Source organism: Gordonia sp. Z-3, from assembly GCF_036233855.1.
GTDB classification, from domain to species: Bacteria; Actinomycetota; Actinomycetes; order Mycobacteriales; family Mycobacteriaceae; genus Gordonia; species Gordonia tangerina.
This window is the reverse complement of record NZ_JAZARS010000001.1, coordinates 319,542-333,619: the sequence shown is the minus strand read 5'-3', so window position 1 is coordinate 333,619 and position 14,078 is coordinate 319,542. Positions and strand designations below refer to the sequence as shown.

Below are 14,078 nucleotides of genomic sequence, written 5' to 3'. Positions count from 1 at the left end.
TGTGAGTGGCGACCGGAGGGCACGTGGCCCGTATTCGACCTGAGCGTCGCACCCCGGTCGACCTGGCGGTCACCGCGGCGATCATCGTGGTCACCGTCGTCGTCGGACTGCTCGTCTGGGCGAACAGTCCGGTCCGGCAGACCGAGAGCGTTCAAGCCGTCGCGCCGGTACCCGAGGTCGAGCCGTCGGCGCAGGTGCCCACGGCCCTCACACCTTCGTGGCGGGCGCAGTCGCCGGCCACCCGGATCCCGGCCGTCGCGAACTCGACCGTGGTGACCGCCGACGGCGGCACCGTGGCGGGCCGCGACCCGCGGACCGGACGCGAACTGTGGCGCTACACCCGGAACCTGGACTTGTGCGCGGCGATCGCGGCGTGGCCGGCGAGCAACAACAAGGTGCTCGCCGCCTACCGCAACTCGCGCGGTTGTGGCGAGATCACCGCACTCGACGCTTCCTCGGGACAGCGTGCGGGCGGCCGCAGCAGTGACGCCGACGATCGGGTCCGACTCCTGTCGGACTCCGGTTACGTTGTCTCCCAGGGCCCTACACGTCTGGAGACGTGGGGGTCGAATCTGGTGCGCGGAATCGAGTACGGCCGGGTGGATGCACCGGTGAACCCGGATGTGCAGCCGGGCCGCTCTGACTGCCAGTTGCTGTCGTCCGCGGTCGGTGGTAGCCGCGTCGCGGTCATCGAGCGCTGCGCCGATGACCCTGGCTACCGGTTGACCGTGCTCGGTGCCGTCCTCGACGACGATGAAGATGTGCAGCAGTACGGTTCATCGATAATCACCGATGGTTCAGCGGGCCCACCGCCGATCCTGATCGCGATGACCAGTTCGACCATCGCGGTCTACGACGGCGGCGGCGACCCGCCGCTTCCCGCCGCGGACACCCCGACGCCTGACGGCAATCGAACGCCGACGATCCGGCAGTTCTCCTCGGACGGAGCACCCACCGCCACGAACACCGTCAACGGGGTGCAAGCACCCCCCGGTGATGGAGTCGTCGTCACCGGCGGCGGCCTGACCACCTTCTACACCGGCACGGCCACCGTGGTGCTGGACGCTTCCGATCTTCGGCCCATCTACCAGATCCCCGGCACCATCGGGACGGGCGAGGTCATGGCCGGCCAGCTGCTCCTGCCGACCGCCGACGGCGTCAGCGTCCGCGACGGGGCCACCGGCCGCGAACTGCGCGCGATGACCCTGCCGCGAGACGGCCGCCGCGACGAGCCGGTGGCTCTGCGGGTGCTGGGCGCCGACGTCATCGAACAGTGGGGGCCAACCGTCACGTCCTACTCCCCTGCCTGATCCCGGCCGTACGATGCCGGGTCGTCACACACCCCGCTCGGGAGCATCGTCGGCGCTGCGCACCCGGCTGGTCACGCAGGAGCGCTGCGCCGCTCGTAGATACAGATTCAGACGTCAGGCGGTGTCGAAAGTCTGGACCGGTGTCCCGGCCTCCCAATGCTTCCAGAGATTCTCCGCCAGTCCACGATAAGCGTTGGCGCCCTTGTTCTTCCGGCCGCGCATCACCGACGTGCCCGACGCCGACGCCTCGGCGAACCGCACCGTACGCGGTATCGGTGGGTCCAGAACCGGCAGGTCGTAGCGGTCGGCGACATCACCGAGCACGTCACGGCTGTGGGTGGTGCGCGCGTCATAGAGGGTGGCCACCGCGCCCAGGGTCGTCAACGCCGGGTTGGTGATCTGTTGCACCTCGTTGACTGTGCGCAACAGTTGCCCGACGCCGCGGTGGGCCAGCGTCTCGCACTGCAGCGGAACCACCACCTCGTCGGCGGCGGTGAGCCCGTTGAGGGTGAGCACACCCAGTGACGGTGGACAGTCGATCAGGATGACGTCGTAGTCCTCGGCGACCTCTGCGAGTGCGCGTTTGAGGGCGTACTCCCGCCCCGGCCGCATCAACAACAACGCCTCGGCGCCGGCCAGGTCGATGGTCGCCGGCAACAGCGTCACGTTGTCGTCGGTGTCGAGCAACACGTCGGCGATCTCCTCCTCGCCCAACAACACGTCGTGCACCGACGACTCCAGCTGGTCGGGGTCGTGCCCGAGTGAGAAGGTAAGACAGCCTTGGGGATCGAGATCCACGACGAGTACCGACACGTCAAGGTCGGCCAGCGCCGCGCCCAATGACGCGACAGTGGTGGTCTTGGCGACCCCACCCTTCTGATTCGCGATGGCCAGCATGCGGGTCATGGCCTCAACTGTACGGCCGATCACTCACCCCGTCTGGGGTAACCCGCGTTACCGACCGGCCCGAGTCGAACCGGCCGTGATCGGTACCGCCCGGGTCAGCGTCGTCGTCGCGAGCCGGCTCCCGACTCGGGGGTGTCGTCGGTGGTGTACTCGCCGACCAGCCATCGCGTGGATGCCGGACTGAAGATCAGCACCAGCACGGCCAGCGCCGCGATGGCCAGTGGGATACCGAACCACGGCTGCCCGCTGTCGGTCAGCAGCGCATAGGCAACCGGCAGTAGCAGGATCTGGGCGACCACCGAAATCGCTCGTCCCCATCGGCGACCTGTCAGCAGGGCGATGCCGCCGATCAACACTCCGCCGCCGATGATGCCGAACCATGCCGCAGTGCCGTAGCCGCTGATGAACGCCTCCCGATGGCCCGCCGCCTCGCGGATGGCGAGAACAATCGCGACGACGACGGCGACGGCGCCCTCCAGCGCGGTCACCGCACCGGCCGCCCGCACGGTGGTCGGCGGTCGCTGCGCCACCGCGGAATCGGCCCCCGACTGCCCGTCACCACCTGTTGCGCGACCGGCGCCCTGCTTGCTGCTCACCACTCCAGACTATGGGTGGCGAGCGACAACGGAGATGGGCGGGTGCACGTCACACGCCCGGACCCCATATCGTGGGATCTCGTGCGCATGATGCTCATCGTCAATCCCTTCGCCACCGCGACCACCCCGGCCGGCCGCGACGCTCTGGCGCACACGCTGAGTTCACGGTTCGCCCTCGACGTCGAGCACACCACCCATCGTGGTCACGCCCACGAGCTGGCCGCCCGTGCGGTCGACGAAGGATTCGACGTGGTGCTCGTCCACGGTGGCGATGGCTCGGTCAACGAAGCGGTCAACGGCATCCTGGGGCCGCCGAGCACCATGCCAGATCCCGACCGCCGGCTGCCGGCGCTCGGCGTCATCCCGGGCGGCAGTGCCAACGTCTTCGCGCGCACCCTGGGTATCGAACCCGATCCACTCGCGGCGACCGCTCAGCTCAGTGGACTGCTAGAGGGCGGCGGGTGCCGGCGCATCGGCCTGGGACACACCCGCGATCGGTGGTTCCTGTTCAACACCGGTATGGGAATGGATGCCGTCGTCGTGCATGCGATGGAGGACAAGCGGCATGCCGGCAAGGCGGCCACGCCGATGCGCTACCTGTGGACGACTGTCGCGTCCTTCCTGCGCAATGCGATGGACCGTTCGTCGTTCACCGTCGAATTGCCCGGCCTCGACCCGATCGACGGCGTCCGGTTTGCGTTCGTGTCGAACACGAGTCCGTGGACCTACCTGGGCGACTTCGAGATCCGCACCAATCCGACGACCGGCTTCGACACGCGACTCGGGGTGTTCGCGGCCACGTCGACAGGCGTCGCCCGCAATATCCCGCTGGCCGCCCGGCTGCTCAGCCATCGCACGCCGAAAGCGCGCCATCTGCATCGCAACGACGACGTCGCCTGGGTGCGGTTCCGCGCCGAGGAACCCATCGACGTCCAGATGGACGGCGACTACATCGGCGCCCATCATGCGGTCGATTTCGGGTATCGCGCCGACGCTCTCGCCGTGGTGGCCCCCACCCCGACGCCGAGCAGCACACCCAGCACGGCATAGGGCACCGCCGCGACGGCGAACAACACCGATGGGGGCCACCAGCCCGATCCCAGCGCCCAGGCACCGAACGCCACCACAGCGATCACCTCCTCCCCCACGCCGACCACCGACGAGGTGGTGGCCCTTACTTCGGACCGAACCCGCCGTTGCATCATCGCCTCGGCCATCACGAACGCCCAGCCGAAGATCGCGAAGGCACCCGCAACCACCACGATTCCGGCCGGATGGGCCCACCACGAGCCGACTGCCAGTGCCGCTGCGCCCAAGAGCAGCCACGGCGCCGTGCCCCGCGCGGTGAGCCGCTCGACTCGGGTCCGGTGTGCCGCCCAGCCACCGACGATGTCCCCGACGGCAACCACGATCATCGCAACGGGGACCCCGATGGAAGGGGGCCACCCCCACCGGCCCCCATGCCACATCTCGTCGGCGAGCAGCGGCAGATACTCGTCGAGTGCCGATACCCAGGTGAGCGCGATCACCAGCAGAAACAGCCCGCCCAACGCCCGGTCGGTGCACAGCATGCGGATGGCCGTCACCGAGACGGTCCACGCAACGCCGTGTTCGGCATCCGTTTCCCGGTCGGCTCCGTCGCCGTTGCCTCGCGCGAGATCGTGGACGTCACCGACGGGTGCCCGCTCTTCGGGCAGTGCCCACGACGCGACCGCGCAGACCACGCACGCCGCGACGCTCCCCGCGCCGGCCGCCTGATATCCGCCCCACGCCGCCAACGGCACCGCCGAGACCGTGCCCACGAGCACACCGCAGGCACCGAATGCGCGCAGTCGGCCGGCCAGCGCCGAATAGCGCACGGCGTGCCCTCGGGCGGCCAGGGTGTCGTAGAGCAGCGCTTGCGTCGTGCCGGAGCGCAGCGCCGAGCCCGCCGACCACAACACGAAGCCCGCAGCGAACGCCCCGAACGACGGCCACCAGGTCCACAGCGCAAAGCCTGCCCCGGTCACCAGCGGACCCACGACGAGCAGGGGGCGACGCGAGACACGGTCGGCAAGGAGCCCGGTCGGGATCTCGAAGAGAAAGGAGCACGCCGACCAGATGATGAACAGCACGGAGATCGACGCGGGTGAGAGTCCGGCCCCGACGACGTCGGGGTCGGCGAACATGACCGCATACAGTGGGTAGAGCGGGATCGCGTCCTCGGCCAGTGCCGCGACCGAGGCGGCCACGCTCAGCCGGTCGGCGCCCTCAGCCCGTCGCCGGGAGCGCGGTCGGTGTGATGAGGATCAACGTCGTCGTCGTGGCATGCCTCACAGACTACCGACTATGACTCGAAGACCACCAGGGATTTCTTTCGGCGACCAGCGAAAATCACACCAAAGCAGCCACAAACCCGAGTAGAGTAGTACATCGGTGCGCAACCAAGTGCAGCCACCCCCCTCGGGGAGGGTCACCGAACAGTGATATTGCACACGTGTTAACGGAACACCATTGACTTCGCCTGGATTCGTGAAAGTATTCACAAGCAACAGTGCGGAAACATTTGGTGGGTCCGCGTGAACTAGCGGTTACAGCCACAACAAACCAGACATTGGTAGTTGTCGAGTGGTGCGTCAAGCACCTGAAGGAGAAGGAATGGACTGGCGTCACAAAGCAATCTGTCGCGACGAAGATCCGGAGCTGTTCTTCCCGGTGGGGACCAGCGGACCGGCCATCGCACAGATCGCTGATGCGAAGCTCGTCTGCGCCCGGTGCCCCGTCACGGCCGAATGCCTCTCGTGGGCCCTGGAGTCCGGGCAGGACGCAGGCGTCTGGGGAGGAATGAGCGAGGACGAGCGGCGCGCGCTCAAACGGCGCACCGCGCGGACGCGGACGCGGAGCAGCGTCTGACAGGGGCCACAGCCTCCAGTCGCCACGGCGACATCGAAGAGACCCGGCCCCGGCCGGGTCTCTTCGTCTGTGGGACATAAGATCTCGGCCATCAGCAGGTTCGCTTTCAGCGCAACGGGATCGTAACACTCACCTCGGCGCCCCGGCCCGCGGGATTCGCTCCCATGGCCAGGGTGCCACCGAGTTCGATCGACACCATGGTCTGCACGATCTGCAGGCCGAGTCGATCCGAGGTGCTCATGTCGAAATGAGCGGGTAGCCCGAAACCATTGTCACGTATGGCGATACGGAGTGTTCGGACATCGCGGTGGGCCACGATCTCGATCTCGCTGTCGGCGGCGCCATCATCGAAGCCGTGCTCGATCGCGTTCTGGATCAGTTCTGTGAGCACCATCACCAGCGGCATCGCGAGCTCCGCCGAGAGCACACCGAGTCGATCACGATGCCGCACTTGCACTCTGGCATCCCTGGAGGCGACATCGACCAGGATCGGCACCAACCGATCGACGACCTCGTCGAGATCAACCTCCTCGTCGACACTGCCGGAGAGCAATTCGTGCACGAGGGCGATAGACGCCACCCTGCGTACCGCCTCGGTCAGCGCGCCGCGCGCCTCCGGGTTGGAGGTGCGCCGTGCCTGCAGACGCAACAGCGCCGACACCGATTGCAGATTGTTCTTGACCCGATGGTGGATCTCGCGGATCGTCGCATCCTTGCTGATCAACGCGAGGTCACGTCGTTTGACCTCGGTGACGTCGCGGATCAATACCACCGCGCCGGTATCGACGGCCCGCGGATGCAGCGGTACCGCACGGATGAGCACGGTCGCCCGACTGGCATCGGCCTCCATCCGCATCCCGACGTCGCGGTACGGCGTCACCGGCGGCGCGGTGACCCCCGCTGCCGCATCGATCATGGTGGCCACGTCCTCGGATTCGAACCGATCGGTCAACAACGCCGACGTCACCTCCGACAACCGGGTGTGCGTCAGTTCCGCACTCCACCCCATCCGGTGGAACGCAGACAACGCATTGGGGCTGGCATAGACGACCATCCCGTGCTCGTCGATCCGGACGAATCCGTCACCCGCGCGGGGTGTGGACAGGCCGCGCGGATTGCCCTCTTGATGCGGAAAGGTCCCATCGGCGACCATCTGACACAGATCGTTCGCCGAGTCCTGATAGGCCAGCTCGAGAGGTGACGGCAACCGTGGATGGGTCAGATCCACCGCGCGCGTGAGAACCGCGATCGCTCCGTCGGCGCCGGGAAACCCCACCGGAACCGCTTCGCGACGAATCGCCACCGAACCGAACCACTCCGGGTCCTCGTCACGCAACACCCGGTCGGCGAAGAATGCCCGGTCCAGTTGCGGATTCATCGCGCGGTCGGCCACCGAGCCGACCTCATCGCTTGGAAAGACGGTCGACGCGGTGTTCGGGCGGCATTGCGCCACCGTCACCATGTCGCCGTTCTCGGTCCGCACCGACATCAGCAGATCCGCGAACGACAGGTCGGCCAGTAACTGCCATTCCGCGACCAGACGCTGCAGGTGGGCTGCCGCGGCGTCGGACAACTGCGTGTGTTCTGCCAGAAGATCTGCCAGCGTCGACATAGCTGGGGCTACTCAGCCGTGCGTTCCGGCGAACGCAATCGCCTGCCCACACGGTTCATTCGTAGACGGCGATGATGTCGCCGGCCTGGATCACATCGCCGACCACGACCTTGACATCGGCCAAGGTGCCCGGTTCCTCCGCCAGGACCGGGATCTCCATCTTCATCGACTCCAGTAGCACCAGGGTGTCGCCCACCTCGACCTGCTGCCCGGCGCTCGCCCGCACTTCCAGCACGCTGGCGACGATCTCCGCCACGACGTCTTCAGCCATGGTCATAACCTAGCCGACGCACACGGCGGCGCGACGACAGGCGATTGTGATCACGCATGCCACACGTGGGACAATCAGACCCGCACACAGTACGAAGGAGGTCCGTCATGGGCAAGCGCGGACGCAAGAAGCGCGCTCGTAAGAAGAACGCTGCCAACCACGGCAAGCGTCCCAACTCCTGAGTTTCGACTCGGGTAGCGAGCTTATTGGATGGGTTCGGTTCGACGGTCCGCGTCGACAGCACCCGGAAAAACGCCGAGGGCATCCACTGTTGGAGCAGAGAGTCGCTTCTCTGCACAAGGGTGGATGCTCTCGGCGTTTTTCCGGGTGCTGTCGACCGCCGTGGGGCAGGTGACGGCGTGGATCTCGCGGGGTCGCTACTCCGGGCCCGACTCCCGCACGATCACGGTCCGACGGATCTCGACACGCAACCGCTCACGCAGCCCTTCGGGTGCGTGATCGCCGCCGCACTTCCGGTTGATCAGAGTCTTCATCTGCTGCTCGATGCCGTAATGGGCAAAACACGATGGGCAGGTGTCGAGATGCTCCTGCAGACGTGACCGTGCATCGGCATCGCACTCGTCGTCGAGGAGCAACCAGACATCCGCGATCACCGCGGAGCAGTCGAGTTCGACGAACTCAGGATCCATGTCGCCACCCTGATCATCACTTCGCTGTGTGCCGCTCATCTCTTCACCCCGCTCTCGGAGTTGCGTGCGGCGCGGTTGAAGCCGCGCTCACGGGCGACGTCGGCGAGTAGATCGCGCAACTGACGCCGGCCACGATGCAGCCGGGACATGACGGTTCCGATCGGCGTGTCCATGATCTCCGCGATCTCCTTGTAAGGCAGACCTTCCACGTCGGCGTAGTACACCGCCATCCGGAAGTCCTCCGGGAGTTCCTGCAGCGCGGCCTTGATGTCGTCGTCGGGTAGGGCTTCGAGCGCCTCGATCTCCGCTGAGCGAAGTCCGGTCGACGAGTGTTCGGCGGTCGCCGCCAACTGCCAATCGGTGATCTCGTCAGTGGGATACTGCGCCGGTTGACGCTGCTTCTTGCGATATCCGTTGATGTAGGTGTTGGTCAGGATCCGATAAAGCCACGCCTTGAGGTTGGTGCCCTCCCGGAAGGACGAGAAGGCCGAGAAGGCCTTGACGTAGGTCTCCTGAACCAGGTCTTCGGCATCGGCCGGATTACGGGTCATCCGCAGTGCTGCGCCGTACATCTGGTCGAGCAACGGCAACGCGTCACGCTCGAAACGCTCCGTCAACGCCTCGGGCGACTCGCCCGGATCGGCTCGGCGCGGCGCCTGCGACCCGACTCCCGATGTGCGCTTCGAGTCCGCATCGGCGGGCGCCTGGTCCTGCGACTCGGGTTCGGTCACTACGATCCCTTCGGTGACGGCGTTCGCTGGGACCGAGGTCGGTGCCCGCAGCACCCATCGGGTGTCCGGGGCGACGATCCCGTTGGAGATCCCACTGTCGGACCAGCTTACCGATGCCGCGCCGGGCGCGACGCCCACCTGGGATGCTGACTCGTGAACCGCGCTGGTGGGTTCGACCAGACCAGTGCTACTCATATGGCTGTTCGACCTTCCGTGTGAGTCGGGAATGTTCGGTTGACGAGCGGCCACCGCCGGTTGCCCACGTCGTCGACACATGCGTCAACAGTGTGTGCACGGCAAATGTTCCATGCGATGTACGGATCGGCAGCACAGCCAGCAGAACGGAGCGAGATGATGGCCGCAACACCGGCGGTGACGGCACTCGAACGCGCAGGTATCGCCCACAGCGTGCACCGGTACACCCACGACAAGAACAGCGACGCGTACGGCGCCGAGGCGGTCGCTGCGCTCGCCGATGCCCTCGGGATCAGTCCGGATCAGGTCTTCAAGACCTTGGTGATCGATCTCGGCGGTCACTTGGCGGTCGCAGTGGTGCCGGTACCGCGCCGACTTTCGCTGAAAGCAGCCGCCGCGGCGTTGGCCGATGTCACCAAGGGCACATCCAAGGCGGCGATGGCCGCCGAGAAGGCGGTCACCCGCTCGACCGGCTACGTCTTCGGCGGGGTGTCACCCCTCGGCCAGCGCACGGCGCTGCCCACGGTCGTGGACAGATCCGCGCTCGACTGGTCGACGGTGTACTGCAGTGCCGGTCGGCGGGGTATGGAGATCGGACTCGCTCCCGGCGACCTCGTTGCGGCGACGAATGCGGTGACCGCCGACATCGCGGTGTGAGTGATCGCAGTGTGAGGGGTCGCGGTGTGGGTGATCGCCGTGTGAGGGGTCGCGGTGTGAGGGGTCGCAGTGTGAGTGTCAGTGAATCGTGTCATGGGTCCGTGTCGGGGGTTCGTGCCAGCATGGAGGCCATGTGCGGACGATATGCGGTGACCACCGACCCGGCGAAGCTCGCCGCGGAGATCGATGCGATCAACGAGGTGCCCGTTCCCCTCGACCCGGCGGGCGACGAATCGGCTGATGACAAATCGGCGAAGGACGAGTCCGCGAACAATGAGCCGGCGTCGGCCGAACGCGGCACGTCCGGACGGTCCCCCGGACCGAACTACAACGTCGCACCCACCACCACGGTGATGACCGTGGTGCGGCGTCACGCACCCGACGATGCCGACGACGACCCGGCGCTGCGCATCCGCGCGATGCGCTGGGGCCTGGTGCCGCCATGGGCCAGGGAGGTCGGCAAAGGCCCGCTGCTGTTCAACGCTCGCGCGGAGAGCGCGGCGGAGAAGAGTTCGTTCCGCTCCTCGGTGAAGTCCAAGCGGTGCCTGGTCCCGATGGACGGTTGGTATGAGTGGAAGAAGGGCCCCGCCGATGCGAAGGGCAAACCCACCAAGGTGCCGTTCTTCATGTCCCCCCACGATGGGACTCGACTATTCATGGCCGGTCTGTGGTCGGTGTGGCGCCCGAAGGACGCCGCACGGGACACACCGCCGTTACTGAGTTGTTCGATCCTCACGACCGACGCCGTCGGACACCTGCGCGATATTCACGACCGCATGCCGTTGATCATGCCCTTCGAGAACTGGGATCCGTGGCTCGACCCGGACCACACCGCCCCCGCCGAACTGTTCGCACCGCCGAGCGAGGCGATCGCCGACGCGGTCGACGTCCGCGAGGTGGCCCCGCTGGTGAACCGGGTTGCCAACAACGGGCCGGAACTGTTGGAACCGGTCTGAGCGGCCCGCGGTCAGTCGGGCATGAGGACCGCGGCACCGTCGAAGCGGCCCGCTTTCAGGTCGGCGAGCGCCTCATCAGCCCTCGACAGCGGATAGGGGTGGGTGGTCGCGTGCACGCCATGGCGTGCGGCAAGTGTCAGGTACTCCTCGCCGTCGGCCCTGGTGTTCGCGGTGACCGAGCGGATCTCTCTTTCGTAGAAAAGCTCTCGCTGATAGTTCAGCGGTGGAACATCACTCAGGTGAATGCCCGCAATGGCCAGGACGCCACCGCGATCGAGGGCGCGCATCGCCACCGGCACCAGCTCACCCACCGGAGCGAATGTGATGGCGGCGTCCAGTGGCTCCGGCGGGGCAGCGTCGGTGGTGCCCACCGACGTCGCCCCCAGGCGTCGCGCCAGCTCGCGTGACTGTTCGCCGCGGGTCATCACATGCACCCTGGCGCCCAGGGCGATCGCGACCTGCGCACAGAGGTGTGCACTGCCACCGAAGCCGTAGAGGCCCAATCGGTGCGGGATCTCGAAGCCGAACTCGGCACCCGGGTCGGGCCGGCTCGCCCGCTTGAGCGCACGATAGCCGATGATGCCGGCGCAGAGCAGCGGGGCCGCGGCGACGGTGTCCAGATCGGCGGGCAGGCGATACGCGAACGGCGCAGGCACGGTGGTGAAGTCGGCATAGCCGCCATCATGGTCCCACCCGGTGTAAGACGATGCCGGACAGAGATTCTCGTCGCCACGCCGACAGTAGTCGCAGGTGCCGTCGGTTCGGTGCAGCCACGCCACCCCGACGCGGTCACCGACGGCGAACTCGGTGACCTGCGGACCCAGCGCTGCCACCTCCCCCACTACCTCGTGCCCAGGGGTCACCCGATCTCGATGGAGTGGGAGATCCCCTTCGGCCACATGCAGATCGGTGCGGCACACGCCGCATGCGAGGACACGAACGAGCAGTTCGTCGTCACCCACCACGGGCACATCTTTGCGCACCAACCGCAGCGGGTGGTGCTCGATCGGCGCCGGAGCGCTCACTTCCCAGGCACGCATGATTCCAGGATATGGCGCCATTGCTGCGGTGATGGGGGCGTCGGCAGCATGTCCCCGACCCAGCCCGGTGACGGTGGGTCAGCGGTACCGATAGTCGTCGAGCGGGAACCCGTCCATCTCGCGCCGCGTGGACAGAGTGGAACTCGGCCGCAACAACGCCGCCTCGCCGTGCTGGTTGAAGTAATAGCTTCGGGCCGACGCACAGTCGCCGTTGTAGAACACCGAGGACTGCAACTTCTCGGTGACCCGGGCCAGGAATTCCGCGTTGGCCTCCTCGGTCACTTCGAAGGTCGTGGCCTGCCGCTGCCGCAACTCACCGAAGAGCCGACGGATGTGGGTCATCTGCCCTTCGATCGTCGTGAAGTACGACAACCCGCTGTAGGAGTACGGACTGTTCAGCGAGAGCAGGTTGGGGAAACTCGGCATGGCGATACCCTCGTACGCCTGAAACCGGTTCTCTCGCCACCAGGTGCCGAGATCGCGTCCATCCCGCCCGACGATGTCGAACGCCGGAAAGTTGGTTCCCCAGAGATCGAAACCGGTGGCCAGGACCAGAACGTCGACCTCGGTGCGGTCGCCATCGGTGGTGATGATCGCTCCCGGTTCCACCCGGTCGATGGAGCTCGTCTGCAGAGAGACATGCGGATCGTTGAAGGCGCGCAGGTAGCTGTTGGAGAACGTCGGCCGTTTGCAGCCGAAGTCGTACGTCGGAGTCAGTGCCGCTCGGGTACTCCGGTCGCGCACCTGGGCGCGCAGGTGCGCGCGCGCCAACAGCTCTGCTCCCCGGTTGCCGATTCTGGCCTGCTTGAAGTGCAGGACCCCGAACACCATCAGGGCCTCGAGTGCGGCGGTGTTCACCATCCGGGCCAGGCGCTGGGTAATCGGCACCCGGGCGAAGATCTTCTGGACAGGCGCCGGGATTCCGAAATCGACTTTCGGCACCACCCAGATCGGCGTCCGCTGGAACACGGTGAGAGTTTTTGCCTGGCGGGCGATCTCGGGTATCAGCTGGACCGCGGTGGCGCCGGTGCCCACGATCGCCGCCCGCTCACCGGTGAAGTCGTGGCCATCCTCCCAGGCAGTGGTGTGGATGATCGTTCTGCCGAACGTGTCGAGACCCGGAAAGTCAGGCGTGTGCGGTTGGGAGAGGAACCCCGTGGCAGTGACCAGATAGCGGCACGTTCGCGTCGCACCGTCGGCCGTGGCGACCCGCCAGAGTCGCTCGCGCTCATCCCATTCCGCCCGCGTCACCGTGGTGTCGAACTGCATGTGTCGCTTCAGGTCGTAGCTGTCGGCGACGTGATGGGCGTAACGCTTGAGTTCGACTCCCGGCGCGAACAGCCGCGACCAATACGGGTTCGGTTCGAACGAGTACGAGTAGGTGACCGAGGCGATGTCGACGGCCAGGCCGGGATAGTGGTTGACGTGCCAGGTGCCACCGAGATCCTGCTCGCGCTCGAGGATGGCGATGTTCTCGAAACCCAGGCTCTTGAACTCGATTGCGGCACCCAACCCGCCGAAGCCCGCCCCGACGATCACCACATCGTGGTCGGGTCGTGCCGTCTCTGTCATCGCTTCCGCCCCCGGGCCGAATCGTCGATCGTGCTGACCGATGTGAGTGTTACTCCCCGAAACACTAATCGACGAGACGCGACGTGACCAGACCCGTCGGCGACGTCGGTGATCCGAGCGGCTGTGAGGTTGGTGTTACCGGTGCGGCGACCCGTTGTGCCGTCGCGGTAATTGCCAGGTAACAGCGGTTCACCACGATCGTCGCATGGACAAAATTCTTCTCGAGCGCAGTCTGGCGCTGGTGGACCTACCCGACGACGGCCTCACCGTCCGGTTCTATGAGGTGCTCTTCGAGCGATATCCCGAGGTACAACCCATGTTCAGTCGGGGCGTGCGTCCGCAAGCCGCGATGTTGCGCACGGCCATCATCGCGGTGGTCGATCATCTCGAGGATTCCGCGTGGCTCTCGTCGACACTGGGCACGCTGGGCCGCCGTCACGCCGAGTTGGGGGTGACCGAATTGATGTACGGCGCGGTCGCCGAGTGCATGATCGCCACCATGTCCGAAGTCGGCGACCCGCATTGGACCGCGGAGATGACCGCGGCGTGGTCGGAGGTGCTGGCGGCAGTGGCGTCGCTGATGGTCGCGGCATACCCCGACGAGGCCGACGCGTCGGGCGCAGCCTGACGATCGCCGCGGCCGACACCGACATCGAAGTGGACACCGGAGCTGCGCGGGAATACGGCCGC

17 protein-coding genes are annotated in these 14,078 nt (G+C 66.6%); 8 read left to right on the top strand and 9 right to left on the bottom strand.

Annotation, left to right across the window (positions count from 1 at the left end):
- Positions 1–23 precede the first annotated feature (23 nt).
- A complete protein-coding gene (locus VX037_RS01450; protein ID WP_235724603.1) occupies positions 24–1,310 on the top strand; it encodes an Rv3212 family protein in 1,287 nt (428 codons plus the stop codon).
- Positions 1,311–1,424: 114 nt separating this feature from the next.
- Here VX037_RS01450 and VX037_RS01445 read toward each other — a convergent pair whose 3' ends face one another.
- Both VX037_RS01445 and VX037_RS01440 read right to left on the bottom strand, forming a co-directional pair.
- Positions 1,425–2,216, bottom strand: a complete 792-nt coding sequence (locus VX037_RS01445; RefSeq protein WP_235724604.1) for a ParA family protein — start codon at positions 2,214–2,216, stop codon at positions 1,425–1,427.
- 95 nt (positions 2,217–2,311) lie between these two features.
- Entirely contained in the window at positions 2,312–2,746 is a 435-nt protein-coding gene (locus VX037_RS01440) for a hypothetical protein (RefSeq protein WP_235724628.1), read from the bottom strand.
- 147 nt (positions 2,747–2,893) lie between these two features.
- On the opposite strand from VX037_RS01440, the gene VX037_RS01435 reads away from it, so the two are divergent.
- The gene (locus VX037_RS01435) at positions 2,894–3,862 is read left to right on the top strand and encodes a diacylglycerol/lipid kinase family protein (RefSeq protein ID WP_235724605.1); all 969 of its coding nucleotides are present in this window, start codon (positions 2,894–2,896) and stop codon (positions 3,860–3,862) included.
- Here VX037_RS01435 and VX037_RS01430 read toward each other — a convergent pair.
- A complete protein-coding gene (locus VX037_RS01430) occupies positions 3,775–5,043 on the bottom strand; it encodes an MFS transporter (RefSeq protein ID WP_235724606.1) in 1,269 nt (422 codons plus the stop codon). The genes VX037_RS01435 and VX037_RS01430 overlap by 88 nt on opposite strands.
- A 406-nt stretch (positions 5,044–5,449) precedes the next feature.
- Here VX037_RS01430 and VX037_RS01425 point away from each other — a divergent pair, with 406 nt between their 5' ends.
- Positions 5,450–5,704 (top strand): WhiB family transcriptional regulator, encoded by a 255-nt coding sequence (locus VX037_RS01425; protein WP_005170735.1) that lies wholly within the window; start codon positions 5,450–5,452, stop codon positions 5,702–5,704.
- A gap of 106 nt (positions 5,705–5,810) precedes the next feature.
- Here VX037_RS01425 and VX037_RS01420 read toward each other — a convergent pair whose 3' ends face one another.
- Complete coding sequence (locus VX037_RS01420) at positions 5,811–7,316, bottom strand: sensor histidine kinase (protein ID WP_287017022.1); 1,506 nt, start codon at positions 7,314–7,316, stop codon at positions 5,811–5,813.
- A 55-nt stretch (positions 7,317–7,371) separates the two neighbouring features.
- Positions 7,372–7,587: a biotin/lipoyl-binding carrier protein gene (locus tag VX037_RS01415; RefSeq protein ID WP_235724608.1), complete on the bottom strand. Its 216-nt coding sequence runs from the start codon at positions 7,585–7,587 to the stop codon at positions 7,372–7,374.
- A gap of 107 nt (positions 7,588–7,694) precedes the next feature.
- On the opposite strand from VX037_RS01415, the gene VX037_RS23705 reads away from it, so the two are divergent.
- Positions 7,695–7,769: a 50S ribosomal protein bL37 gene (locus tag VX037_RS23705; protein ID WP_370452957.1), complete on the top strand. Its 75-nt coding sequence runs from the start codon at positions 7,695–7,697 to the stop codon at positions 7,767–7,769.
- Positions 7,770–7,964: 195 nt separating this feature from the next.
- Here VX037_RS23705 and rsrA read toward each other — a convergent pair whose 3' ends face one another.
- Both rsrA and VX037_RS01405 read right to left on the bottom strand, forming a co-directional pair.
- A complete protein-coding gene (gene rsrA, locus VX037_RS01410; RefSeq protein WP_235724609.1) occupies positions 7,965–8,276 on the bottom strand; it encodes a mycothiol system anti-sigma-R factor in 312 nt (103 codons plus the stop codon).
- Complete coding sequence (locus VX037_RS01405; protein WP_442903626.1) at positions 8,273–9,022, bottom strand: sigma-70 family RNA polymerase sigma factor; 750 nt, start codon at positions 9,020–9,022, stop codon at positions 8,273–8,275. Before VX037_RS01405 ends, rsrA begins: the two co-directional genes overlap by 4 nt.
- On the opposite strand from VX037_RS01405, the gene VX037_RS01400 reads away from it, so the two are divergent.
- The 3 genes from VX037_RS01400 (at position 8,982) to VX037_RS01390 (ending at position 10,776) form a co-directional block, all read left to right on the top strand.
- Complete coding sequence (locus VX037_RS01400; RefSeq protein WP_287017021.1) at positions 8,982–9,125, top strand: hypothetical protein; 144 nt, start codon at positions 8,982–8,984, stop codon at positions 9,123–9,125. The two genes, VX037_RS01405 and VX037_RS01400, sit on opposite strands and share 41 nt — an antisense overlap.
- Before the next feature lie 197 nt (positions 9,126–9,322).
- Positions 9,323–9,820: an aminoacyl-tRNA deacylase gene (locus VX037_RS01395; protein ID WP_287017020.1), complete on the top strand. Its 498-nt coding sequence runs from the start codon at positions 9,323–9,325 to the stop codon at positions 9,818–9,820.
- 131 nt (positions 9,821–9,951) lie between these two features.
- Positions 9,952–10,776 (top strand): SOS response-associated peptidase, encoded by an 825-nt coding sequence (locus tag VX037_RS01390; protein ID WP_328712981.1) that lies wholly within the window; start codon positions 9,952–9,954, stop codon positions 10,774–10,776.
- Between the two features lie 11 nt (positions 10,777–10,787).
- Here the strand turns inward: VX037_RS01390 and VX037_RS01385 are convergent, their stop codons facing one another.
- Positions 10,788–11,816, bottom strand: a complete 1,029-nt coding sequence (locus VX037_RS01385) for a zinc-binding alcohol dehydrogenase family protein (protein WP_328712980.1) — start codon at positions 11,814–11,816, stop codon at positions 10,788–10,790.
- A 78-nt stretch (positions 11,817–11,894) separates the two neighbouring features.
- Positions 11,895–13,388, bottom strand: a complete 1,494-nt coding sequence (locus VX037_RS01380) for a flavin-containing monooxygenase (protein ID WP_328712978.1) — start codon at positions 13,386–13,388, stop codon at positions 11,895–11,897.
- A gap of 205 nt (positions 13,389–13,593) precedes the next feature.
- Here VX037_RS01380 and VX037_RS01375 point away from each other — a divergent pair, with 205 nt between their 5' ends.
- Positions 13,594–14,016: a globin domain-containing protein gene (locus VX037_RS01375; RefSeq protein ID WP_328712977.1), complete on the top strand. Its 423-nt coding sequence runs from the start codon at positions 13,594–13,596 to the stop codon at positions 14,014–14,016.
- Positions 14,017–14,078: the final 62 nt, after the last annotated feature.